At 65.7% G+C, this 23,344-nt stretch carries 18 protein-coding genes and 1 tRNA gene; 9 read left to right on the plus strand and 10 right to left on the minus strand.

Going from position 1 to position 23,344, the window contains the following annotated elements:
• Positions 1–74: 74 nt before the first annotated feature.
• Positions 75–3,422 (minus strand): S41 family peptidase, encoded by a 3,348-nt coding sequence (locus tag EB835_RS03420; RefSeq protein WP_240688527.1) that lies wholly within the window; start codon positions 3,420–3,422, stop codon positions 75–77.
• Positions 3,423–3,509: 87 nt separating this feature from the next.
• Here EB835_RS03420 and argS point away from each other — a divergent pair, with 87 nt between their 5' ends.
• Both argS and EB835_RS03430 read left to right on the plus strand, forming a co-directional pair.
• Positions 3,510–5,249, plus strand: coding sequence for an arginine--tRNA ligase (argS, locus tag EB835_RS03425; protein ID WP_135808059.1), 1,740 nt, complete (start codon positions 3,510–3,512; stop codon positions 5,247–5,249).
• Positions 5,250–5,278: 29 nt separating this feature from the next.
• Positions 5,279–6,529, plus strand: coding sequence for an MFS transporter (locus EB835_RS03430; RefSeq protein WP_135808060.1), 1,251 nt, complete (start codon positions 5,279–5,281; stop codon positions 6,527–6,529).
• 107 nt (positions 6,530–6,636) lie between these two features.
• Here the strand turns inward: EB835_RS03430 and EB835_RS03435 are convergent, their stop codons facing one another.
• The gene (locus EB835_RS03435; RefSeq protein WP_240688528.1) at positions 6,637–7,377 is read right to left on the minus strand and encodes a hypothetical protein; all 741 of its coding nucleotides are present in this window, start codon (positions 7,375–7,377) and stop codon (positions 6,637–6,639) included.
• A 176-nt stretch (positions 7,378–7,553) separates the two neighbouring features.
• On the opposite strand from EB835_RS03435, the gene EB835_RS03440 reads away from it, so the two are divergent.
• Both EB835_RS03440 and EB835_RS03445 read left to right on the plus strand, forming a co-directional pair.
• Positions 7,554–8,096 carry a peptidylprolyl isomerase gene (locus EB835_RS03440; RefSeq protein WP_135808061.1) on the plus strand — a complete coding sequence of 181 codons (543 nt, stop codon included), beginning with the start codon at positions 7,554–7,556 and terminating at the stop codon, positions 8,094–8,096.
• Between the two features lie 38 nt (positions 8,097–8,134).
• On the plus strand, positions 8,135–8,836 hold the full coding sequence (locus EB835_RS03445; RefSeq protein WP_135808062.1) for a rhomboid family intramembrane serine protease: 702 nt from the start codon (positions 8,135–8,137) through the stop codon (positions 8,834–8,836).
• Between the two features lie 512 nt (positions 8,837–9,348).
• Here the strand turns inward: EB835_RS03445 and EB835_RS03450 are convergent.
• Complete coding sequence (locus tag EB835_RS03450) at positions 9,349–10,053, minus strand: cell division protein CrgA (RefSeq protein ID WP_135808063.1); 705 nt, start codon at positions 10,051–10,053, stop codon at positions 9,349–9,351.
• Positions 10,054–10,359: 306 nt separating this feature from the next.
• On the opposite strand from EB835_RS03450, the gene EB835_RS03455 reads away from it, so the two are divergent.
• The 4 genes from EB835_RS03455 (at position 10,360) to EB835_RS03465 (ending at position 12,848) form a co-directional block, all read left to right on the plus strand.
• Entirely contained in the window at positions 10,360–11,364 is a 1,005-nt protein-coding gene (locus EB835_RS03455) for a class E sortase (RefSeq protein ID WP_135808064.1), read from the plus strand.
• A 1-nt stretch (position 11,365) separates the two neighbouring features.
• Positions 11,366–11,536 (plus strand): hypothetical protein, encoded by a 171-nt coding sequence (locus EB835_RS20240; RefSeq protein ID WP_168216622.1) that lies wholly within the window; start codon positions 11,366–11,368, stop codon positions 11,534–11,536.
• Positions 11,533–12,177: an anthranilate synthase component II gene (locus EB835_RS03460; RefSeq protein WP_135808065.1), complete on the plus strand. Its 645-nt coding sequence runs from the start codon at positions 11,533–11,535 to the stop codon at positions 12,175–12,177. Before EB835_RS20240 ends, EB835_RS03460 begins: the two co-directional genes overlap by 4 nt.
• Before the next feature lie 158 nt (positions 12,178–12,335).
• Positions 12,336–12,848 (plus strand): GyrI-like domain-containing protein, encoded by a 513-nt coding sequence (locus tag EB835_RS03465; RefSeq protein ID WP_135808066.1) that lies wholly within the window; start codon positions 12,336–12,338, stop codon positions 12,846–12,848.
• Positions 12,849–12,919: 71 nt separating this feature from the next.
• On the opposite strand, the gene pknB is transcribed toward EB835_RS03465, so the two are convergent.
• The 7 genes from pknB to EB835_RS03500 all read right to left on the minus strand — a co-directional run bounded on the left by pknB (position 12,920) and on the right by EB835_RS03500 (position 22,652).
• On the minus strand, positions 12,920–14,800 hold the full coding sequence (pknB, locus tag EB835_RS03470; protein WP_135808067.1) for a Stk1 family PASTA domain-containing Ser/Thr kinase: 1,881 nt from the start codon (positions 14,798–14,800) through the stop codon (positions 12,920–12,922).
• A gap of 162 nt (positions 14,801–14,962) precedes the next feature.
• Positions 14,963–16,759 carry a protein kinase domain-containing protein gene (locus tag EB835_RS03475; protein ID WP_135808068.1) on the minus strand — a complete coding sequence of 599 codons (1,797 nt, stop codon included), beginning with the start codon at positions 16,757–16,759 and terminating at the stop codon, positions 14,963–14,965.
• Positions 16,756–18,225, minus strand: a complete 1,470-nt coding sequence (locus tag EB835_RS03480) for a peptidoglycan D,D-transpeptidase FtsI family protein (protein WP_135808069.1) — start codon at positions 18,223–18,225, stop codon at positions 16,756–16,758. Before EB835_RS03480 ends, EB835_RS03475 begins: the two co-directional genes overlap by 4 nt.
• Positions 18,222–19,859 (minus strand): FtsW/RodA/SpoVE family cell cycle protein, encoded by a 1,638-nt coding sequence (locus tag EB835_RS03485; RefSeq protein ID WP_135808070.1) that lies wholly within the window; start codon positions 19,857–19,859, stop codon positions 18,222–18,224. Before EB835_RS03485 ends, EB835_RS03480 begins: the two co-directional genes overlap by 4 nt.
• Positions 19,859–21,283, minus strand: coding sequence for a PP2C family protein-serine/threonine phosphatase (locus EB835_RS03490; protein ID WP_135808071.1), 1,425 nt, complete (start codon positions 21,281–21,283; stop codon positions 19,859–19,861). The genes EB835_RS03485 and EB835_RS03490 overlap by 1 nt, the downstream gene beginning before the upstream one ends.
• On the minus strand, positions 21,280–21,789 hold the full coding sequence (locus EB835_RS03495) for an FHA domain-containing protein FhaB/FipA (protein ID WP_135808072.1): 510 nt from the start codon (positions 21,787–21,789) through the stop codon (positions 21,280–21,282). Before EB835_RS03495 ends, EB835_RS03490 begins: the two co-directional genes overlap by 4 nt.
• Entirely contained in the window at positions 21,786–22,652 is an 867-nt protein-coding gene (locus tag EB835_RS03500) for a DUF3662 and FHA domain-containing protein (RefSeq protein WP_135808073.1), read from the minus strand. Before EB835_RS03500 ends, EB835_RS03495 begins: the two co-directional genes overlap by 4 nt.
• 454 nt (positions 22,653–23,106) lie before the next feature.
• Between EB835_RS03500 and EB835_RS03505 the strand changes: the two genes are divergently transcribed.
• Positions 23,107–23,190 (plus strand) — tRNA-Leu (locus EB835_RS03505).
• Positions 23,191–23,344 lie beyond the last annotated feature (154 nt).

The raw sequence follows: 23,344 nt of genomic DNA on the forward strand, positions 1-23,344 counted from the left end.
CATCGCGAACCAGCCATCAGGACGCGAACAGATGGCTGGTACGCAAAGTGGTCTTCATGCCGCAGCCTCGAGTATCAGGCCTCGTCGGGCCCAGCGGAGGGCGCGCCGGCCCCGTCCTTCGTCGGCGGCTGCACCCGCGGGGGTGGGAACTCCGGCGGCTGGGCGGCGGGACGTTTCTCCAGTCCAGCGAACACCTCGGCGATGGCACGATCGAGCTGCGGATCGTCGGCGGCGAAGAGCTGACCGGGATCGTGCTCGACCTCGATATCGGGTTCGACGCCGAAGTTCTCCACGCCCCAGCCCTTGCCCTCGATCCAGAAGGCGTAGCGCGGCTGGGTCACCCCGGTGCCGTCGACGAGATCGTAGCGGCCGTCGATGCCGACGACTCCGCCCCACGTGCGCACACCGACGACCGGTCCGATGCCTCTGGCCTGCACACGTGCGTTGATGATGTCGCCGTCGGAGCCGGAGAACTCATTGGCCACGAAGACCACGGGCCCGCGCGGAGCATCCTCCGGGTCACGGTCGATGACGTCGTAGCTGCGTGCCGCGTTCCAGGCGACGACCTGGTCGGCGAATCGTTCGGCCACGAGCGCGCTCGTGTGCCCGCCGCGGTTGAACCGCACATCGGCGATGACACCTTCGCGTCCCATGGCCTGCCGCAGATCCCGGTGCAGCTGAGCCCAGCCGTATGAGGTCATATCGGGAACATGCACATAGCCGATGCGACCCCGCGACTTCTCGGCCACATACTCTCGACGGGAACGCACCCAGTCCTGATAGCGCAGCTTCTCCTCAGTGGCCAGCGGAATCACCGCGACGGTGCGGTCCTTGCGGCCGCGACGCAGAGTGAGTTCGACGATCGTGTCCGCTGCTCCCTGCAGATGAGCGGCCGGACCGGCCGCCTCGTCGACGGGCTGACCATTCACGGCGGTGATGACATCACCGGCCTGCGCCCCGACACCTGCCTGCCGCAGCGGTGACCTCGCCTCCGGCTCACTGCTCTCACCGGGGAGGATGCGTTCAATCGTCCAGCCATCCGGAGTCTTGACCAGATCCGCGCCGAGGAAGCCGAGCTTCTTCGATGCGGCATCCGCTGCCGCCGGCGGGCTGACATAGGCATGCGAAGTGTTGAGCTCGCCCACGGTCTCCCACAGGACGTCGACGAGGTCATCATGAGTCAGCGCCTTCGCGGCCACGGCACGCCAGCGCAGGGTCACCGACTCCCAGTCCACTCCGTTCATGTCCTCGCGCCAATAGTGGTCGCGCATGATCCGCGAGTTCTCCTCGAACATCTGCAGCCATTCGGCCCGACGGTCGAGTTCGAACCGCAGGCGTGATACGTCGACGGAGATGTTCTCGTCGTCGTCGGACTCGACCTTCCGGTTCGCCGGAACCACGCTGATCGCATCATCGCTGCGCACGACGAGCAGCTTGCCGTTTCCGGAGATCGCATACTCGTCTGCCTTGTCGACGACGGTTGTGACCTTGCGCTTGGCGAAGTCGAAGAACTGGATCACCTCTGAGGGCTTGTCGCCGGCATCGCCGGCCCGCTGAGTGCCGAGTTCACCGGCTTCGACATCGCCGGTGCGCAGCCACACCAGACCGCCCTCGGCGGATCGGAGGTCCCGGAAGACACCCGAGGAGACGGGGAACGGCAGGACGCGTTCCTCCGCTCCCTCGAGTTCGACCTCGGCGGTGACGACGGACTTGTCCCCGCGACCACGTTCGGACTTCGACTCCTCGGTGACCTCACCGATCGCCCACCCGCCGGCACTCGGACCGAACGGAGCGGGCTCATCGGCGGCCAACGGCAGCAGCCACGGCCGGGTCACACTGTTGAACGACAGATCGAAGGAATGCCGATTGTACGAGGGATCGAAGGTGCGATCGGAGAGGAACGCGACGAATTTCCCGTCGCGAGTGAAAGTCGGAGAGAAGTCGTTGAACTTGCCGCTGGTCAGCGGCTGCGCTTCCCGATCCGACTTCACATCGACGATCATCAGCTGCGCCAACAGCTCCTCGCCCTGCGTCGGCTGCGACCAGACGAGGTACCTCCCGTCGGGTGAGAACCGCGGATCGCGCGCTTCGCCATGGCCCGAATGCCCGACCAGCCTCGTCCGCCCGTTGCTCACCTCGACGGTCCGAATCGACCCGTCGTGAGAGATCGTGGCGAGCATCTTCCCCGCCGGGTCCGCCTGCAGGTGGAGGACCCGCCCGAGGGCTCCGGCCCCGATTCGCCGAGGCGGCTTGTCCCCGGTCACGGACGCGACCTCGATCGCGTCCTCCCCCTCGACATCCGTGACGTATGCGGCCAGACCGGTATCCCCGAGGATGAGGGGTTCGCGGGTGCGGATCGACGAGTCCGCGCACAGTGCCCGGGCAGGGCCCTCGCGGTGGGCGAGCCAGAAGGTCTTTCCGCGCCATTCGACCACCGAGGCATTGCCTTCCCTGTCAGGGCTGAAGTGATTGAGCCCTGTCTTCGGGTCGAGGCTGAGAGGCTGCACCTGCGTGCCCGGAAGGGTGACTGCCAGTGTGCGGACCTGCGAATCGAGGCTGTCGAGGATCTTGATCTGACCGCGACTGTGCCACACGATGCGGGTGCCGTCGGTCGTGGCGTCACGAACATAGCCTTCGGCCTCGGTCTGGTGCGTGAGTCGGCGTGGTTCGACGGCGGCGTCGACGTCCCCGGTGCCCGATCTCGCCGAGGCGGCTGTGGCCAGACCGTCGATGATCCACAGATTCGCCTGCTCATCGGCGTGGTGAGGGAAGGTCGCCGCCCGGTCCGAGGTGAAGACGAGCGAATCACCGACCCACAGCGGGTCGGTCAGCGAAGCCTCCTCCTTGCGCAGCAGACGCTGCCACCGGGCCGCGGATCCATCGCCGATCCCGGCGGCATTCGTGTTGCCGACCCGATCGAGCCACAGCCTCGGTGCGGTGCCTCCCCGGTAGCGCTTCCAGTGCGCAGGCGGACGGGAGAACGGCGTCGACAGAGCGGTCACTCCCGAATGGTGCCGGGCCAGGCCCGAAGCCCGACCGAACGACAGCCGATCGACCTCACCGTCGAGGCTCACGGACTTCACCACATGGTTGCGGACCTCGAACTCCCCGGCGTTCGCACCGACGAGGACATGGGTCGAATCCGACCACCCGAGCATCGTCATCGCCGTCGACCCCAACCAGGTGAGCCGGCGCAGGGACCCGGTGGCCACCTCGGCGACCATGAGCTCGGGCTGTGTCGTCCGGAAGGAGACGAACGCGACGCGTGCCCCGTCGGGCGAGATCCGCGGTGACCGTACGGGCGCATGGTCAGAGGTCAGCCGCCAGGCGCGGCCGCCTGCGGACGGAACGAGCCAGACATCGTCGTCGGCGGTGAAAGTGATGAGATCGGACTGGATATGGGGGTAGCGAAGATAAGTCACGTGACCCACATTACAAGCTCAGCGCAGCCGCGACCGCTGGCCGGAACCGATGCCCAGGCAACTTGCACCCGGCAATAGAATGGGCACATGCCATCTCTGACTTCTGTGCTCACGGACCGTTTCGCCGCCGCCCTCACGCGGGCCTTCGGTGAGGACTTCGCCGGGCGCGACCCCGTCATCCGCAGCAGCCAGTTCGCGGACTTCCAGGCCAATGTCGCCTTGCCGCTGGCCAAGGAGCTGAAGTCGAAGCCGCGCGATATCGCGGCACAGATCGTAGACAATCTCGACCTCGACGGCATCTGTGAGGCCCCTGAGATCTCCGGGCCCGGGTTCATCAACCTCACGTTCACCCCCGAATTCCTCGCCGGCACCCTCGAAGCAGGCGAGGCCGCCACCGCCGAGCGGAACACGGATCCGCAGAACGTGGTCATCGACTACTCGGCCCCGAACGTGGCCAAGGAGATGCACGTCGGCCACCTGCGCACCACCGTCGTCGGCGACGCCCTGGCCCGGACTCACGAGTTCCTCGGCAACACCGTCATCCGCCAGAACCACATCGGCGACTGGGGCACACCGTTCGGCATGCTCATCGAGCACCTCCTCGACGTGGGAGTCGATTCGGACGAGGCCTCGGAAGTGTCGGAGAACCCGAACGCCTTCTACCAGGCGGCCCGGGCGAAGTTCGACTCCGACGAGGCCTTCGCCACCCGCTCCCGGGGACGGGTCGTCAAACTCCAGGGCGGCGACGAAGAGACCCTGGAACTGTGGACGACGCTCGTCGGCTACTCCCGCGAGTACTTCAACCGCATCTACTCCCTCCTCGATGTCACTCTCACCGATGATGACCTGGCCGGCGAGTCCACTTACAACGACGTGCTCGCCGAAGTCTGCGACGAACTCGAGGCCAAAGGCCTGGCTACGATCTCCGACGGTGCGCTGTGCGTGTTCCCCGCCGGTTTCACCGGCCGTGAGGGCGAACCCCTGCCGCTGATCATCCGCAAGTCCGACGGCGGCTACGGCTACGCCACGACCGACCTCGCTGCCGTCCGCAATCGGGCGATCAACCTCGGCGCCGACCGGGCCCTCTACGTCGTCGGCACCCCGCAGGCCATGCACTTCGAAATGGTCTTCACCGTCGCCCGTGAGGCGGGCTGGCTGCCGGAGACCTTCAGCCCCGAACACGTGAAGATCGGCAATGTGCTCGGCTCCGACGGCAAGATCCTGCGCACCCGCTCCGGTGCCCCGCTGCGCCTGGCCGAACTCCTCGAAGAGGCCGTGACCCGGGCGAAGACGACTCTGGCCGATTCGAACGTCGACTTCGGCGCCGAGGAGGCCGACGAGGTCGCCCGCATCGTCGGCATCGGCGCGGTCAAGTACGCCGACCTGTCCGTCGCCCACGACACCTCGTACACCTTCGACCTCGACCGGATGCTCGCCCCCATCGGCAACACGGCCCCGTACCTGCAGTACGCCGGTGCCCGGATCCGCTCCATCGGGCGTAAGGCCGAGGCTGAAGGCATCGACTCCGCTCGGGTCGCGCAGGCTGGGATCAGCCTCGCCGAGGCGGCCGAACGTGAGCTCGCACTGTCCATCCTCGGCTTCGCCGATGTGCTCACCGAGGCGGCCGCCGGCTCCCAGCCTCACCGCCTGTGCACCTACCTGTTCGATCTCGCCCAGGCTTTCACCTCGTTCTACGAGCAGTGCCCGGTGCTCATCGCCGACACACCTGAGCTGCGTGACTCCCGTCTGCGGCTCTCCGCGATCGTGCTCGAGGTCCTCCAGGCAGGTCTCGGGGTCCTCGGCATCCGCGTTCCCGAGCGGATGTGAGTTCGCCTCAGCGGCCCTCTGCTGCGAGGATGCTGCCCTGGATCGTTCTGGGCATCGTCATCCTCGCCCTCAACCTGCGCACCCCGATCATCGCGCCGACCGCGATCCTGCCTGCTATTGAAGAGGGCACGGGGTTCAGCGCCGCCGGCCTCGGTCTGCTCACGGGCCTGCCGGTTCTGCTGTTTGCGCTGGCCACGCCGTTGGCGGGGAAGTTCATCACCCGCCTCGGCGCCGAAGTCACGGTTCTCACATGCCTGACCGGCGTCCTGTTGGGCACGGTCCTGCGTTCGGTCGGTCCGCCCTGGCTCGTGCTCGTGGGCACCGCCATCATCGGTCTGGCGATCACCTTGGGCAATATCGTCGTGCCCGTCATCATCCGCCGCGAGGTCCCGTGGGAACAGGTGTCGATGGTCACCGGCCTGTACTCGGCGATGATGAACATCGGTTCGATGGCCACCCTCATCGGCACCGGCCCGCTGGCCGCGGCCTTCGGCTGGCGTTGGGCCCTGGCCGCCTGGGGAGTGCTGGCACTCATCGGACTCGCCTTCTGGATGCTGCTCATCCGCACCCGAGTGCGCCGTGAGGGTGCGGCCAGGCAGGCCGCCGCGGCTGCCGAGGAATCGACCGTCGCCGAGGCGGCCGCCCCCGCAGCCAAGGTGCCGTGGAGTCAGGCACCCGCCGCCTTCCGCGGCATCACCGCCCTGCTCATCATCACGTTCTCCGGCCAGTCGATCGCCTACTACACGACGACGACCTGGCTGCCGAGCTACCTGGCCGACACGATCGGACTCGCCCCGGCCGCAGCCGGCAGCACGGCCTCCCTGTTCCAGATCGCGGCGATCCTCGGAGCCTTCGGCGTCCCTCTGCTGGCCGTGAAGTCGAAGCCGTGGGCGCCCGTGGCGATCGTCGCCGTCCTCTGGCTGTCCCTGCCGGTCGGTCTGCTGCTCGCGCCCGGCGCCTACGGCCTGTGGGCGATCACCGGCGGCATCGCCCAGGGCGGCGGCTTCACCGCGATCTTCTCGATCATCGCCCGCACGGCCGGAAGCGACGCCCAGACCGCGTCCGCCTCGGCGCGGGTGCAGGGCGGCGGCTACCTCGCCGCCACCCTGGCCCCGCCGTTCGCCGGGTGGCTCAACACCGTCACCGGTGGATGGACGGCGCCGCTGATGCTCATCCTCGCCGCCACGCTGGCGTTCACGATCACAGGGCTCTTGGCCGCCCGCAGGGCCGGGCGCTTCCCCCGCGGCGGACCCAGCGGACGTGAGGTTCTCGACGACTAGATCCGAACGCAGAAACACCGAGGCGGCCCACCATATCGGTGGGCCGCCTCGGTGACGGTCAGTTGAATCCCCGGATTCGCCTGCGTGGCTTGAGCCTCAGGAGCGAATCAGTGCTTGGAGTCTGAATCCTCGGCGGGTTTGACGGCTGGCTTGGGTGCGGGGACCTCGTCCGCGGCCTCTTCCTTGGTCGACGGCACCGCGGTCTGCGAGACCTCGGTGGCTGCGGCCTGGCGCGAAGCCGGGGTCGAGCCGACCGGGCGGGCATCGGCGGGACGGTTGTTCGGCAGCGGAGTCGACCAGGGATCCTCGACCGGCTGAGCCTTCTTCCACACGTAGTACCCGATTCCGGCGGCCGAACCGATGACGAGGGTCCACACGAGTGCGGCCTTTCCGCCACCGGACTTGCGGGCGGTGTCCTTCTCGATGCGCTTTCCGGCGTTCGCGAGAGCCTTGCGGGCCTTCTTCATGGCCTTCTTGTCACCGGTGAGGCGGACGGCCAGGTCATCGATGAGCTTCGGGGTCTCGACTGCGGACAGCGAAGTCGCGGCGTTCGAGGCGAACTTTCCGGCGCGTTCGGTGGCTTCGGGGCGGTAGGCCTCGAGCTTGTCGGCCCAGGAGTGGACCTGATCATTGGCCTTGTCGGCCAGGGCTTCGACCTGCGGACGTGCCTTCTCAGCGAACTCTTCGGCCTTGCCGGCCAGCGCCTCGACCTGAGGGCGAGCCTTGTCGGCGGCATCGCGCAGCTTCGGGGCTGCGTTCTCGCTGGCATCTGCCAGGACTCGGAGTGACGTCTGCTTCGCGGAATCGAGCTTCGAAGTGAGCTGATCTGAAGTGGGCTTCTTCGACATAAACAGTTCCCAATCCTTAGATGTCGGTGGTCAAGGTGTTCACTGGCCAGTCTACGTCCTAGGGGCAAACCTGTGGACAGCGGATGCCATCGAATTGTCTGCGGATCGCCTGACAGGTTGGGCAATGGACCTGGTGCGAGACTGCATTCGCCGCCTCGGCGTGGAAGAATGAAGTCATGACTACACCCTCAACGCATACCGCAGTCCTGCACACCAACCACGGTGACATCACCATCAACCTCTTCGGCAACCATGCTCCGAAGACCGTGGCCAACTTCGTCGAGCTGGCTCAGGGGGAGCAGGAGTTCACCGATCCCTCGACCGGTGAGCCGACCAAGCGTCCTTTCTACGACGGCCTCGGCTTCCACCGCGTCATCTCGAACTTCATGATCCAGGGCGGCTGCCCGCTGGGCACCGGCACCGGCGGGCCCGGCTACACCTTCGACGATGAGATCCATCCCGAGCTGCAGTTCGACCGCAAATACCTGCTGGCCATGGCCAACGCCGGCAAGCAGATGGGACGCGGCACCAACGGCTCGCAGTTCTTCATCTCCACCGCCGAGACCCCGTGGCTCAACGGCAAGCACACCATCTTCGGTGAGGTCGCCGACGAAGCCTCACAGCGGGTCGTCGACGAGATCGAAGGTGTGCGCACCGCTGCGATGGACAAACCGGTCGAGCCGGTCGTCATCGAGAAGGTCGACATCACCGCGAAGTGAGTCACCGTCCCTGAGGGACTACTGAGTACCATGGTGTGATGGACACACCTGAGGAGGGCTCGGCACGGGAAACCGGCCGGGCCCTCTCTGCATCCCCGCCGCTGGTCACCCGCACGCTCCTCATCGTCACCGTGGTGGCGTTCCTGGCGGAGCTGATTCCCGGTCTCGACCTGCTGCGACGGTTGAGCTTCGTTCCGGCACTCACTCTCGAACAGCCGTGGCGGGTGCTCACGGTCGCCCTCGTCCACGAGGAGCCCTCCCCGTTTCACCTGCTGGCGAACATGATCGGACTGTTCTTCTTCGGGTCCTTCGTCGAACGGGCTCTGGGGCATGCGAAGTTCCTCGCCGTCTACATCGTCGGCACCGCCGGCGGTTCGGCGATGGTGCTCCTGTTGGCCGGCCCCTTCAGCACAGATTGGGTGACGAACCACATCGGAGCCTCGGGTGCGGTGTTCGCGATCGTCGGCGTTCTCTTGGCTCCCACCCGTCGCCTCGACCGGAACATCGCCGGAGTGCTGGTGTTCGTTGCGCTCAACTTCGGTTACGGGTTCCTCGTCGCGGGGGTGTCCTGGGAGTCCCACCTCGGCGGTCTGATCACCGGGTTCGTGCTCGGCTGCGCGGGGCTGCTGGGACCTCAGCGGTCGCGGACACTGGTGTTCGCTGCGACGGCGATCGGCCTGGTGGTGCTCATGCTGGCCGGCGGAGCCTGGAAGATGGCCGGACTCGGGGCCGGGCTCTGAGCTCCTGCCAGGCTGTTGATCTCTGCCGAGCCCCTGAGCCCAGCCCCGGAGGTCGACCCCGGAATCCAGCCCCTGAATCCAACTACTGAAGCCAGTTCCAGTGCCCGACTCCTGGGCCCAATCTCTGAAGCTGGCCCTGAGCCCGACCCCGGAATCCAACCTCTGAACCCAGCCATGAACGCCGCGGTCATCGGCTGTCACGGACAGGGGTCTCGTGCCTGTCAGGCGTTTACCAGACAAAGGCCGATCTGTGTGAATTCTGCGGTGGAGAATTCTTTGTCCACAAGCTCTATCCACAACGTGGATAACTTACACACGTGTGTTTAGGCTGGTCAGAGGCACAAAATAAGTTATCCACAAGCGACGCACCCGGCTTGGGTATAACTTGCGGCTTGTGGATTGGTGAAACTTGGGGGCGAAGAAAGCCCGGTGAATGCCGATTGTCTGGTCATTCCGCGGCGTTTCAGACGCCACAAGCGCCGCGGAATGACCAGACAATAGAGGTGAGTGTGCTATCGCCAGCGTGTGGACATGATCAGACCCGCCACGAAGAAGGCGAAGCCGATGAGGATGTTCCAGTTGCCCCACGCTTCGACGGGAAAAGCGCCCTGGGTGATGTAGAAGGTGACGAGCCAGATCAGGCCGACGAGCAGCAGGCCGATGAGGACCGGCAGGAACCAGCTCGGGTTCGGCTTGACCGTCTGCTGACCCGAGGTCGACGTGTAGCTCGCGGTCTTACGCCCCTGGGGGCGTTTGGCCGGATTGCCCGAACGCGACGTGCGCTTGGCCGTCGACCCCTTCGAGCCGGCGGCCTTGGAAGCCGACGTCTTCGACGACTTCGCATCCTTGGACGACTTCCCGTCCTTGACTGACTTCTCGTCCTCGGCCGACTCTGACTTCTTGTCCTTCGACGTCGTGGCCTTCTTCCCGGCGGCTGCAGTCTCGGAGGTCTTAGCAGAAGTCTTGTCTGAGGCCTTCTCGTCCGACTCCTCGTCCGCGGCTTCGTCCGTCATATCGTCGGCAGCAGCGTCGGAGGCGTCCGAATCGGTGTCTGCAACATCAGCGACATCAGCATCGGCGACATCGGTGTGAAGCGATTCGGTCTCGAGTTCCTCGACCTCGGTCGTCTCGACCTCTGCGGCGGAATCGGCCTGCTTCGCCTTGGCCGCCGACGAAGTGCGAGAAGTGCGCTGGGGGCGTCCTTTGGACTTGGCCACAAGTACTCCTTTGTCGGCCGACCGCCGGTGGGGTCGCCGAATGAATGGTTGGGGACGATCGCAGACCAGTCTACTCGCGGCGGGGGTCACAGTGAAAAACTCCGACTACCCTGAAAGCGTTCCGAGCGCGCCACGAACGATGATTCTCATAGGATAAAGTGCATAGGGGTGTCCCGCCTGTCTCACGGACGGCCCCGACAATGCAGTGACAGTCACGGAGCAGAAGTGGTGAATAGTTCCTCCTCGGGTAACGAGCCGGGCGTGAATCCGCCCTCGCGACCCACTATCCGTCCTGCTCAGAGACGGATGCCCCCCTCCCATTCCGCTGATCAGCATGTCGGGCACTCCGGCGGCCAGTCCGCAGACGGCTTCGATGCCGCAGATGAACAGGCTCTGCCGAGCCGCCGCGAGCTGCGGCGCAGGGAAGCCGAAGCCGCCGCGGCCCAGGGTGAGCCGACGGCCGTCTACTCCGATGCCCCACCCGTCTATCAGGCGCCCCCGCACAACCACCTCGGCGAGGACGGATCTCAGGGTCGCACTGGAGGTCAGCGACGTCGCCAGCCCGCGCAGCGGGAACCGCTCGGTCCGATCCGCGGCACCGTGCGGACCTTCGGCGAACTGTGCATCACAGCCGGTCTCATCCTCATCCTCTTCGTCGTCTGGCAGCTGTGGTGGACGGACATCCAGGCCAATCGCGACAACGAAGTGCTCGCCGACGAACTCACCCAGGACTGGGCCAACCAGGACCCGAACGAACTGCCCGACGATCCGGACGAACCCGTCGTCGCCGACCCGGTGGACAAGAACAGTGCCTTCGGGATCTTCTACATCCCGCGCTTCGGCGACGACTACTACCGCACCGTCGCCGAGGGTGTCGACCTCGAACCCGTGCTCAACCGGATGGGCGTCGGCCGCTACCCGAACTCGGCGATGCCGGGCGAGGTCGGGAACTTCTCCATCGCCGGTCACCGCGTGACCTACGGCAAGCCGCTCAACCAGATCGCGAACCTGCGCCCGGGCGATGAGATCATCGTCCAGACGAAGGACGGCTTCTACACCTACACCTTCCGCAACTTCGACATCATCCTCCCCGATGCCGTCGAAGTGCTCTCACCGGTGCCGGACGAACCTGACTTCAAGGGCAAGGATCGGATCCTGACGATGACGGCATGCAACCCGATGTTCTCGGCCCGGGAACGCTACGTCGCCTACGCCGAACTCACCGACTGGACGCCCGCGAGCGACGGCGCCCCGGACAATATCAAGGACTCGAAGGCTTACGACAAGGTCAGCAAGGACGGTGGTGCCTGACATGTACGCATTCATCTGGCGACTGCTTCCCGGCAACTGGTTCGTCAAGCTCATCTTCGCCCTCATCCTCATCGCGGCGGTCGTCCTCCTGCTCATGCAGTACGTCTTCCCCGTGATCGCCCCCTACATGCCCTTCAACAACGCAACCGTCACAGATGGTGGTGGACAATGACCAAGATCCTCGTCATCGACAACTACGACAGCTTCGTCTACACGCTCGTGGCCTATCTGCGTGAGCTCGGCGCGGACGTCGACGTCGTCCGCAACGACGACATCCCCGCCGAGGCGGTCCCCGACAAGGTCGGCGCCTATGACGGCGTCCTCCTGTCCCCGGGCCCCGGTGTGCCCGCCGAATCCGGTGTCTGCCCGACCCTGCTGTCCTGGGCGGAGGCAACTGGTATGCCCGTGTTCGGCGTGTGCTTGGGCCATCAGGCCCTCGGTGAGGTGTTCGGCGCCGAGGTGACCCATTCTCCCGTGCTCATGCATGGCAAGACCTCGGTCATCACCCACGACGGCGAAGGCATCTTCTTCGGCTGCCCGAGTCCGCTGACCGTCACTCGCTACCATTCCCTGGCGATCGTCGACGAGACCCTCGACCTCGAGAAGTTCACCGTCACCGCCCGCACCGAGGACGGTATCGTCATGGCCATCGAACATCGTGAGAAGCCGCTGTTCGGCGTCCAGTTCCACCCCGAATCCGTGCTCACCGAATGCGGTTACCTCATGCTCGGCAACTGGCTCGAGGTGTGCGGGCTGACCGGTGCTGCCGAAGCAGCGGCCGGCATGTCCCCGCTGGCGACCGCGATCGCCTGAGAATTCCCGCCGATCCCTGTTCTCAGGGTTCTCGCCGAGGTGGCCGATCGTTATGATCGTGAGCACAGTGATCCCTGTGCGCAGACGATTCGAATATGCGCTGGGGTCCGTGCACGTACACAGAGTCGCGCACGACTGACGAACAGGAGACAGCGACGATGTCAGAACCGACCTATCTGCGCGAAGAACCGTTCACCGAACTCACCGTGATCGAAGTCCCAGCCATACCGGCAGCGGTCGTCGAGGCCCGCGAAATGCACATGGCCGAACTGCCCGCCCTGTTCGACGAAACGTTCTCCGGACTCTTCCCCGTCCTCTCCGATGCCGGACTCGAACCCGCGGGCCCGGCGTTCGCCCTCTACACCCGGCAGCCGAGCGAAACGGTGGATCTGCAGGTGGGGATCCCCACCTCGGCGGGGCTGACGAACGCCGCCCCGATCGCGGGCGGACACATCGTCATCCCCGCGGAGCTGCCCGGCGGATCCATGGCCGTGCGCAGCCACCTCGGCGGGTATGACGGACTCGGGGAATCCTGGGCGCAGCTGCTCAAAGATGCGGTGGCGGCCGGGCACCGTCCGGGGCTGCCGTTCATCGAGCTCTATGTCACCGACCCCACCCCCGAGGCGGATCCCGCGGATATGCGCACCGACCTGTTCCTCACCTTGGACTGAGTCTCGGAGGAGACGCACAGAGGCCGGGCCAGTCGATGACTGACCCGGCCTCTGTCCGTCCGCTGTGCAGATCAGTTGCCGATGATGCCTTCGGACCAATCGTCGAAGAGCCCTCCGCCCATCGAATCCTTGTCCTTGTCCTTGTCCTTGTCGTCTTCGTCCCCGTCGTCATCGTCGCCGGGAGCGGTCGGGATGCCACCGGGGATCGAGGGCACCGACGGGGAAGGCTCCGGCGGCTTCTTGGCCACCTTCACTGTGATCTCCGTGCCCTGCTTGACCTCGCTGCCGCCGGTCGCTGACTGTTCGAAGACCTTCTTCTCGTCGTGCTCGTCGGTCTCGACCTCTTCGGTCTTGCACTTCAGCTGGTACTCATCGCCCTCGAGGGTCTTGCAGGCCTCCTCGGCGGACTGACCGGTGACATCCGGGACCTCGACCATGCCCGAGGAAACGACGAGATCGACATTCGAATCGACATCGACTTCCTGACCGTCACCGGGCTTGGTCTCGATGACCACGCCCTTCTCCACATCCGGAGAGTTCTGCGAGATGTGGGTGCCGGCCTGCAGCTTCGCATCGTTGATGATCTTCCGTGCATCCTCCTCGGTCTTGCCGGAGACGTCGGGAACCTTCACGGATTCGGGGCCGGAGGAGACGATGAGTTTGACGATGCTGTCCTTGTCGATCCTCTGACCGCCGGGAGGATCGGTCTCGATCGCCTTGCCTTCGTCGACCTCGGCGCTGTATTTCTCGTCCGTGTCGACCCTCAGCCCCTGTTGGATGAGTGCGGCCTCGGCTTCGTCGGCGTCCATGCCCGCCACATTCGTGACCTCGACCTGGGCGATCGGTTCGGGCTTGTTGATCTCATACACCCACAGAGCCACGGCGGCCAAGGCGAGGAGGACGAAGATGCTGCCGATCCAGATCCAGGCGCGGGATCGCTTCTGCGGCGGTCTCTCCTCCTGGTTGGTCATGATCGTCGACATCGGCCCGGTCTCGGGAGTCGCCTCGGCGTCGGCGGCATGAGCCATCGGAGCGGTCATGGGCGGGGCCATCATCGGATACGCCTGCGTGGCCTCGACGTCGTCCTCGAAGCTCATGGGACGGCCGTCGCGGGCGGCGAGCACGTCCTCACGGAACGTGTAGGCATCCTGGTAGCGGGAGTCGCGGTCCTTGAGCAGCGCATGCAGGACGAGGCGATCGACGGCCGGCGGGATGTTCGAATTGTAGAAGCTCGGCGGCTGCGGGGTCTCCCCGACGTGCTGGTAGGCCACGGCCAGCTGGGAGTCGCCTACGAACGGGGGTCGACCGGCGAGCAGCTCGTAGAGCAGGCAGGCGGTCGAATACAGGTCGGAGCGGGCGTCGACGACCTCGCCGCGGGCCTGTTCGGGGGACAGATACTGGGCGGTGCCGACCACCGACTGGGTCTGCGTCAGCCCCGAATTGTCCTTCAGCGCTCGAGCGATGCCGAAGTCCATGACCTTGATATCGCCCTCGGGGGTGAGCATGACGTTCGCGGGTTTGATGTCGCGGTGGACGATGCCGTTGCGGTGGGAGTACTCGAGCGGAGCGAGGACTCCGGCGATGACGTTGAGCGCCTCGTCGACGGTGAGAGTGCCGTGCTCATTGAGCACTTCGCGCAGGGTCTGACCCTCGACGTATTCCATGACGATGAAGGGCACGGACACCGACGAACCGCCGGATTCGACGAACTCCTCTTCGCCCGAATCGTAGACGGAGACGATTCCGGGATGGTTGAGGCCGGCTGCGGACTGGGCCTCACGCTTGAGCCGAGTATGGAACGAAGGATCGCGGGCGAGATCGGAGCGCAGAAGCTTGATGGCCACGCGACGTCCGAGGCGGTTGTCGACGCCCTCATGCACTTCTGCCATGCCCCCACGGCCGAGGAGCGCACGAACTTCGTAACGCCCCGACAGCACCTTGGGTTCACTCATGTATGTCCTCCGCTTGTCTCACCCGGTGTTCAGGCTTCATTCTCACCCGAACCGAGTCGAGTTCTCAGTATCTCAAACTCTTCGTTTCTCTTGATCGCTGCTCGATGTCATTCAATGTCTGGTCATTGCCGTTGTTCTCGCTGTTCCCGTCGTCGGACGAACTCAGTTGCCACTGTCCCCGGTCTCGCCTTCGTCCGAACCTGTACTGGTCGATGAACCGGAGCCGTCCTGACCGCCGTCCTGACCGTCTTGGCCGTCCTGACCACCGTTCTGGTCGGCATCCTGTTCGCCGTTCTCCCCGCCGTTCGGCGAACCGGACTGATTGTCGTCGCCGTTGTCGCCCCCGGACTGATCCGAGCCGGACGAGGAGTCCTGGTCAGAGCCTGTTCCGTTCTCGTCGGCATTCGAGTCGCTGCTGCTCGAGGAATTCGATGAACTCGAGGAACCGGAGTCCGAGTTCGTCTCGGAATCGTTGCCCAGCCCCGGGTCGGACCCGGAGTCCGAGGCCGGCTCTTCCGGCTCGTCGGCGGGTCCGGCGGAGACGTAGAGGGTCACAGTGTCGCCTTCTTCGAAGGTGTATCCGTTGTCGCCCTCGCCGACGTCGGCGACGGTTCCGGCGGCACGATCCGAGTTGATATCGGTGGTCTCGACTTCCAGTCCCTTGTTCTCGAGGTTCTGCGTCGCCGAGGATTCGCTGAGTCCGATGTAATCGTTCTTGTCGATCTCGATCGTCTTTGCCGCCTCCGAGGTGGGTGCCGATGTGGACGGCTCCGGTTCGGGTTCGGCATTGCCGCCGCCGAGGAAGAACCACAGCAGGGAACCGACGGCCAGGAGCGCGACGATCGCGAGGATCCAGATGAGGACACGGCCCTTGTTCGACTGCTTGTCCTTCTCCGGGTCCTGATTCTGCGGATCGTCGGGGTCGAACTGATCCGTGTTCGCCGCGGCATCCGCCGCACCTGCGCCGACGAGTCCGGCGCCGGCACCATTGGGGTAGACCTGGGTGGCGTCATTCGAGGAGGTGACGGGGATGGCCTTCGTCGTGGCCACCGGCTCCGGGTTGTTGAAGACCTGGGTCAGCGCTTCGGACGCGGCGGCACCGTGGCGCATCTGCGGCACGAGCTCCTCGGCTCCGGCGATGTCCCCGGCTGAGAGCGCCTCGGCGGCCTTGGCGACCTTGAAGGCCTCGGAGGGTCGGCGTTCGGGCTTCTTCTCCAATAGGCAGTCGACGAAGCGGCGCAGCGGCTCGGACACCGTGTCCGGCAGCGGCGGATGCTGCTGGTTGACCTGGGCGATGGCGATGGCCACCTGCGAGTCGCCGGTGAAGGGACGCTGACCAGCCAGGGCCTCATAGGCGATGATGCCCAGGGCGTAGAGGTCGGAACCGGGTCCCGAGCCCTTGCCGGTTGCCTGTTCGGGGGCGAGGTACTGGGCGGTGCCCATGACCTGCCCGGTCTTCGTCAGCGGAGCCTGGTCGGTGACGCGGGCGATGCCGAAGTCGGTGATCTTGACCCGGAAGTCGGGGGTCATGAGGATATTGCCGGGCTTGATGTCACGGTGGATGACACCCACCTTGTGCGCGGCACCGAGTGCGGCAGCGGCCTGGGTGACGATCGAGAGCGTATCGGTCTCAGACAGGGGAGCGCTGCGTTCGATGATCGCAGACAGGGCCTCGCCGGGAACGTATTCCATCACGAGGTAGGGCGAACCCTGTTCATCACCGTAGTCGTAGACGCCGGCGATTCCCGGGTCGGAGACGCGGCCCATATTCTGCGCCTCGGCACGGAACCGGGCGAGGAATGTGGATTCGGAGAGGAACTCGTCCTTGAGGATCTTCGCCGCGACCTCACGGCCGAGCACGGAGTCCACACCCTTCCAGACCTCGCCCATGCCGCCGACGGCGATGCGGGAGGTGAGCTTGTACCGGTTGCCCAACAGGGTGCCTTCGACGGGTCTCATTTCTCGACCACCGCTTCCATCATGTTCTTCGCGATCGGTCCTGCGACCGTCGCGCCATAAGCTTCATTGCCTGCGTTGCCGCCGTTCTCGACCACGACCGCGACCGCGACCTGCGGGTCGTCGGCCGGGGCGAAGGAGATGAACCATGCATGGGGCGCCGCACCCGTGGCGTGCTGGGCGGTGCCGGTCTTCGCCGCGACCTTCGTGTCGCCCATCTTCGCCACCGAGGCGGTGCCGTTCTCGACCACACCCGTCATCATGTCGGTGAGCTTGTCCGCCGTATCCCCGGAGACGGGCCGCGAGAGCTGCTTCGGGCGGGTCTCGGTGATCGGTTCGAGGGTGTTCGCATTGAGCACCCTGTCGACGAGCTGGGGTTTCATCATCTTTCCGCCGTTGGCGATTCCCGCGGTCATCATCGCCATCTGCAGCGGAGTCGAGCGGACCTCGTACTGGCCGAGCGAGGACTGAGCCAGCTGCGGCGGGTTGAGGTCGGAGGGGAACGAGGACGGGGTGACATTGAGTGGGATCTCGAGGTCGTCACCGAAGCCGAACTTCTCCGCCTGCTTCGCAACCGCGTCTTCCCCGAGGTCCATGCCCAGGGAGGCGAATGAGGTGTTGCAGGATTCGGCGAGGGAATCCGCCAGCGTCGGCTTGCCCCCATTGCGGCAGGCACCGGGATGCGAGTTGCCGATCGTCGACGTCGTCTGCGGCAGATCGAGGCTCGCGGGTCCGTTGAGCGTCGAATCCGGTTCGTAGTCCCCGGACTCCAGGGCGGCCGCTGCGACGAGGACCTTGAACGTCGATCCGGGCGGGTAGAGGTTGCCGCCGATCGCGCGGTTGTAGGCCGGTTTGCCGTCGGCGGCTTCGAGGTTCTTGAAGGCCTGGCTGGCTTCGGTGGTGTCGTGGCTGGCCAGGGCGTTCGGGTTCCAGCCCGGGGTCGAGGCCATGGCCAGGATCTTTCCGGTCTTCGGGTCGAGAGCCACGGCTGCACCGTTCTGATTGCCCAGTCCGTCCCAGGCCGCCTGCTGCGCCTTCGGGTCGATCGTCATCTCCACCGCGGCGCCGCGGGGCTGCTCACCGGTGAAGAAGCTGCCGACCTTGTCGTAGAACAAGGCGTCGGAATCGCCGGAGAGGTAGTCGCCGGCGGCGCGTTCCATGCCCGAGGCGCCGGAGACGACCGAGTAGTACCCGGTCAGGGAGGCATAGGCGCGCGGATCGAGGTTGTCCGAGCCGTACTTGCGCTGGTACTTGTACTTATCGTCGACGGGTTCCGAATAGGCGATCGGGGTGCCGTCGACGAGGATCGGACCGCGATCACGGGCCAGCTGATCGAGGATCCGACGGTTGTTCAGCGGGTTGTTATTCAGCGAATCCGCGGTCATGTACTGGACCCAGCTCGTCGATCCGAACAGGAGCGCGAACATGACGAATCCGACGACGGCGATATGCGTCAGTGGCTTCTTCATCGTTCACCTCCGGTGGATCGTTGGTCGGTGTGGTTCGGGTCGGCAGAGTCAGGTCCGGTCGCGGTGGGGCGGCCGTCCGCGGCTGCGTCGTCCGATGCCCGGTCATCGTCCGCGGGTGCGAGGTTCGTCGTCGGCGCCTCGCTGTCGGCGCGGCTGAGGTTGGTCGTGGGGGCGTCCTCGTCGACATGGCTCGCCGAGGCGGCCGATCCGACCGTGGCCCCGGATCCGACCGCGGCGGACGCGGGCTTCTTCTCGGGCGCCGGATCCTCGGTGATCGTGAGGACGCCGGTGTGGAACTCCTCGACGGGACGGCGGGCGTTGTCCGAGATCCGCAGCAGGAGGGCGATGATCATCCAGTTCGCGATCAGCGAGGATCCGCCCTGAGCGAGGAACGGCGTGGTCAGACCGGTGAGCGGGATGAGGCGGGTGACACCGCCGACGACGACGAAGACCTGCAGGGCGATTGTGAACGACAGGCCCGTGGCCAGCAGAGTGCCGAAGCCGTCGCGCAGCTGCTGGGCGGTGCGGATGCCGCGCTGGAAGATGAAGAGGTAGCACAGCAGGATGACGAAGAGTCCGGCGAGGCCGATCTCCTCACCGAAGCTGGCATAGATGAAGTCTGATTCGGCGTAGGGAACCATATTCGGTCGTCCCTCACCGAAGCCGGTGCCGATGAGTCCGCCGTTGGACATGCCGAACAGACCCTGCACGAGCTGGTAGGAACCACCGGGAGTCTTGTTGTACTCCTCAGCGGTCAGCGCATTGAGCCAACCGGACACACGCTGGCCCACATGGGAGAAGAGGAACGTCGCCGCGACCGCGCCGGCGGCGAAGAAGCCGAGGCCGAGGATGATCCACGAGACCTTGGACGTGGCCACGTAGAGCATGGCGACGAAGAGGCCGAAGAAGAGCAGCGAGGTGCCGAGGTCCTTCTCGAAGACGAGGATGCCGACGCTGGCGACCCAGGCGACGACGATGGGTCCGAAGTCACGCAGCCGGGGAAAGCGGATGCCGAGGATCTTCGGTCCAGCGGCGACGAGCTGATCCTTGTAGGTGACGAGGTAGCCGGCGAAGAAGATCGCGAGCAGGATCTTCGCGATCTCGCCCGGCTGGAAGGACATCGATCCGACGCCGATCCAGATGCGCGCACCGTTGATCGTCTTTCCGAGGCCGGGGATGAGAGGCAGCAGCAGGAAGAGGAGGGCGGCGAAGCCGGACACGTAGGTGTAGCGGCGCAGCCAGCGGTGGTCGCGGACGACGAAGATCACGGCGATGGCCAGTCCCACCCCGAGCGTCATCCAGATGAGCTGGGTCATGCCCGAACCGACGTACTCGTCGCGGCCGAGGTCGACGCGGTAGATCATGGCCAGACCGAGTCCGTTGAGCAGGACCGCGATGGGTACGAGAACGGGGTCGGCGTATTTGGCCTTGATCCAGACGACGATGTGGATGGCGAGTCCGAGTGCGGCCAGCCATGCGGCGTAGCCGTAGACGTTGACCGGGATCGTGCCTTCGACACCGAGTCCCACGAGCGCGTAGGCGGCGGTGGCGACGGCGATGGCCAGGATGAGCAGACCGAGCTCGGCCAGACGATAGGGTCTGGGGCGCGCGGTCTGCGAGGGAGCCTGGTTCATCACTGCGACTCCCGGGTGATGGCGTCACTGGGGTTCGCGGACTTCGAATCCGGAGGTGAGGGGGCCGGGTCGGTCGGGCTCGTCGAGTCCTCGACGTCGCCGGACATGCCGGAGGAGCGGTCGGATTCCTTGCGCAGATTGTCGATGATGCGATCGGCCTCATCGCGTGAACCGGCGGGAATCGATCCGCGGAGACGGTCCTGGGAGTAGCTGTTGAGGCTGCCGACCTCGATGTCGGTGGTGTCGACGAGGCGGCTGAGTTCGATGGGCCCGAGCGTCGTGTCGAGGCCGCGGTAGAGGGAGACCTTGCCGTCGTCGTTGGCGACATAGTACTGGTGGCTGACGTAGTTGTAGGCGAAGAATCCGCCGATCGCCAGCGCAACGATCACGATGGCGGTGATGATCCACCCGAGATAGGACCTTTTCTCGACCTCGTCATCGAGGTCGGCCTCCTCGTCCGCGGCGGCATCGGTCCGCAGCTGCTGAGTGGTGCCGTCCCGCGCTTCGACGTCCTCCCCGTCCACAGTGTGGATCGGTGCGGTGTCGGTGGAGACGTCCCCATCGGCGAAGGTCTCATGTGCTTCGGTGTCCACGGACGCTTCGGTGTCGGGGTTCGCACCGATGGCCGCGTAGCGGGGGTTGAGGTGGACGGATCCGACGGGCACACCCTCGGTGGTCTCGACGTCGCCTTCGAGCACGTCGCCGACGACGACGGTGACGTTGTCGGCTCCGCCGCCGGCCAGAGCCAGGTCGATGAGCTGGCGACAGGCCTCATCGGGGTCGGCCACCTCTTTGAGCACTCGGGTGATGTCGTCGATGTCGGCGAAGCCGGTCAGACCGTCCGAGCACAGCATCCACCGGTCGCCGACCTGGGCCTCGCGCAGGGACAGGTCGAGGTCAGGGGAGGCCCCGACGTCGCCGAGGACCTTCATGACAACCGAGCGCTGCGGGTGGGTCTCGGCCTCCTCGGCGGTGATCCGGCCCTCGTCGACGAGCATCTGCACGAATGTGTGGTCGTGGGTGATCGGCTGGAGCTTGTCGTCGCGGAGCACGTAGCCGCGGGAATCGCCGATATGGGCGAGAGCGAGACGGTTGCCCGGGGCGCGCAGGACGGCGGTGACGGTGGTGCCCATTCCGGCGAGTTCGGGCTGTTCGCCGACACCGCGGCAGATGCGGTCATTCGCGTCGAGGATCGAGGTGCGCAGGATTTCGAGGGCGTCCTCGCCTCCGGGCTCGTGGTCGAGTTCGGCTAGGCGAGACACAGTGATCGCCGAGGCGACATCTCCACCGGCGTGACCGCCCATTCCATCGGCGATGAGCAGGAAATTGGGACCCGCATAGCCGGAGTCCTGGTTGTTCTTACGCACCAGCCCGGTGTGAGACCGGGCTGCCGAACGGAGTGTGATGGTACCGTCGGTCGTCACGATTGGGTCTCCAGGGTCGTATGTCCGATGGTGATCCGGGTGCCGATGGCCAGCTGAATGGGTCCGGTCATGCGTGAGCCGTCGACGATGGTGCCGTTCGTCGATCCGAGGTCTTCGAGCATCCAGGCGCCGTTCTTCGCGGAGATCCGGGCGTGATGGCTGGAGGCGAAGTCGTCATTGATGATGATCGTGTTGTCGGGAGCTCGGCCGAAGGTCACAGGTGCCCCCGAGAGCATCAGAGTCTGCCCGGCCAGGGGGCCGTCGGTGACGCGGATGGTGCCCGGATGAGCATGGGCGACCGGCGCGGCAGCCGGGCGTGGTGCGGGAGTCGGACGGGCCGGTGGCGGCGAGGAGGATTTGGAGCCGCCTCGGCGAGATTTCTTTCCGGCGCGGGCGCGGCGGGGTCCGAAGATGTCACGGCGGAGGACTCCGGCGACTCCTAAGACGAAGAGCCAGAGGATGATGAAGAATGCCAACCGGAAGACGGTGACGGTGAATTCGCTCACTGGGCGTCCCGCTCGTTGTAATGGACCTCGGCCTCTCCGGCGAGGAGGACATCGCCGTCGGACAGGGTCGCCGATGTCAGTTTGCGTCCGTGCAGCAGTGTGCCGTTCGTCGAACCGAGGTCATTGGCCACGGCGCGGTCGCCCTCGACGACGATCTCGAAGTGACGGCGTGAGACGCCGGGATCGTCGATGACGAGGTCCGAGCTCGACGAGGAACGGCCGAAGGTGTTCGTGCCCTGGCGCAGCATCTGCGTGCGACCGTCGATGGTCACACTGGCTTCGATGGTGCGAGCGGGAGCAGGTGCCGGCGCGGGGCGGGCGGCAGGGTTCTGGCGCGGGGCGGCAGCCGGGGCCGAGCGGGCAGGTTCGGGGGTGCTGCGCGGGGTCACGGGCCGGGAACCGGAGTTCGGGGACTCGCCGACGATCGGATTCGCGCGGGAGATCGGGTCGTAGCCGCCGCGGTTGGCCGGCTGAGCGGCGGGGGATCCGTCGGGGCGTTGGGTCGAGGACACGACGCGGTACATTCCCGTGTCGAGGTCATCGGCGAGAGCGAATTCGACGGAGACGGGACCGACGAAGCTGTAAGCCTGTTCGACGGCGTGGTCACCGATGACCTGGCGCAGATCGGAGCGCAGCTCTGACTCGAGACCGGAGAGCCGGTCGTGGTCGGTCTGGGAGAGCTCGATGACGTAGTGGTTGGCCGTCAGGGTGCGACCGCGTGAGACCACGGCGGCCTTGTTGTCGGCCTCACGGCGCAGGGCTCCGGCGAGTTCGACGGGTTCGACCTGGGATCGGAAAGCCTTGGCGAAGGCGCCGTTGACGACGTTCTCCAGCCCCTTCTCGAAGCGATCGAGTAACCCCATGGCACCTCCTCATCAGGTGTTGCCGTTGCCGGACGAACTCTTCGCCAAGCGTATTTGAGTGCTCTGACCAGGTGGTCCTGATCGAGTGCACTTTAGGCACATCAACACCCAATCCTAACGCGGTGAGGCTCTCAACTCACGTCACGCATCTGCGCGGGGCGAAGCTGTGCCTGGATTCTCTGCGCGCGTCCAGGGAAGAGTGAAGGTCGAGGGGGCCGGGCGGGGGAGCGAGTCTCGGCAGGAGTCCGGGAGGGTGCTGGGCCTTGGCCTGGGCGGAGAAGGCATCCTCGTTGCGGTGTGCGTGAGGCTTCGACGAGGGGCGAATCGTCCCTCGGCGAGGGATGAATCCCCGTGGTCGTGAACGGGGAGAATGTGAAGGTGAACACGTTTGGCCTGTTTCGCGTCGTCGAGTTTTATGTTTCGGCTGGTGCGATGCTAGAGTTTTACCTTGTTCGCGCGAGTGGCGGAATTGGTAGACGCGCTGGCTTCAGGTGCCAGTGGCCGCAAGGTCGTGGGGGTTCAAGTCCCCCCTCGCGCACAGCGAACGAGAAGCCCCTCACCGGGATCCGACAGGGTCGAGGTGAGGGGCTTCTTCGTATCCGTGCAGGTAGTGGTCGCGCCGGCAGTCCAGTGTGAGTTGAAGAGTGCTCGTTCAAGGCGAAGCGCGAATATCGACCGGTGGACGGCTCGAC

This window comes from Brevibacterium sp. S22, from assembly GCF_004745485.1.
Classification (GTDB): domain Bacteria; phylum Actinomycetota; class Actinomycetes; order Actinomycetales; family Brevibacteriaceae; genus Brevibacterium.

Coding starts and splice junctions, on each gene's coding strand:
- EB835_RS03445 (WP_135808062.1), top strand. CDS start 8,135: ATGGACACACCTGAGGAGGGCTCGGCACGGGAAACCGGCCGGGCCCTC.
- EB835_RS03465 (WP_135808066.1), top strand. CDS start 12,336: ATGTCAGAACCGACCTATCTGCGCGAAGAACCGTTCACCGAACTCACC.
- EB835_RS03440 (WP_135808061.1), top strand. CDS start 7,554: ATGACTACACCCTCAACGCATACCGCAGTCCTGCACACCAACCACGGT.
- EB835_RS03430 (WP_135808060.1), top strand. CDS start 5,279: ATGCTGCCCTGGATCGTTCTGGGCATCGTCATCCTCGCCCTCAACCTG.
- EB835_RS20240 (WP_168216622.1), top strand. CDS start 11,366: ATGTACGCATTCATCTGGCGACTGCTTCCCGGCAACTGGTTCGTCAAG.
- EB835_RS03460 (WP_135808065.1), top strand. CDS start 11,533: ATGACCAAGATCCTCGTCATCGACAACTACGACAGCTTCGTCTACACG.
- EB835_RS03480 (WP_135808069.1), bottom strand. CDS start 18,225: ATGAAGAAGCCACTGACGCATATCGCCGTCGTCGGATTCGTCATGTTC.
- EB835_RS03475 (WP_135808068.1), bottom strand. CDS start 16,759: ATGAGACCCGTCGAAGGCACCCTGTTGGGCAACCGGTACAAGCTCACC.
- pknB (WP_135808067.1), bottom strand. CDS start 14,800: ATGAGTGAACCCAAGGTGCTGTCGGGGCGTTACGAAGTTCGTGCGCTC.
- EB835_RS03435 (WP_240688528.1), bottom strand. CDS start 7,377: ATGTCGAAGAAGCCCACTTCAGATCAGCTCACTTCGAAGCTCGATTCC.
- EB835_RS03455 (WP_135808064.1), top strand. CDS start 10,360: ATGCCCCCCTCCCATTCCGCTGATCAGCATGTCGGGCACTCCGGCGGC.
- EB835_RS03485 (WP_135808070.1), bottom strand. CDS start 19,859: ATGAACCAGGCTCCCTCGCAGACCGCGCGCCCCAGACCCTATCGTCTG.
- argS (WP_135808059.1), top strand. CDS start 3,510: ATGCCATCTCTGACTTCTGTGCTCACGGACCGTTTCGCCGCCGCCCTC.
- EB835_RS03500 (WP_135808073.1), bottom strand. CDS start 22,652: ATGGGGTTACTCGATCGCTTCGAGAAGGGGCTGGAGAACGTCGTCAAC.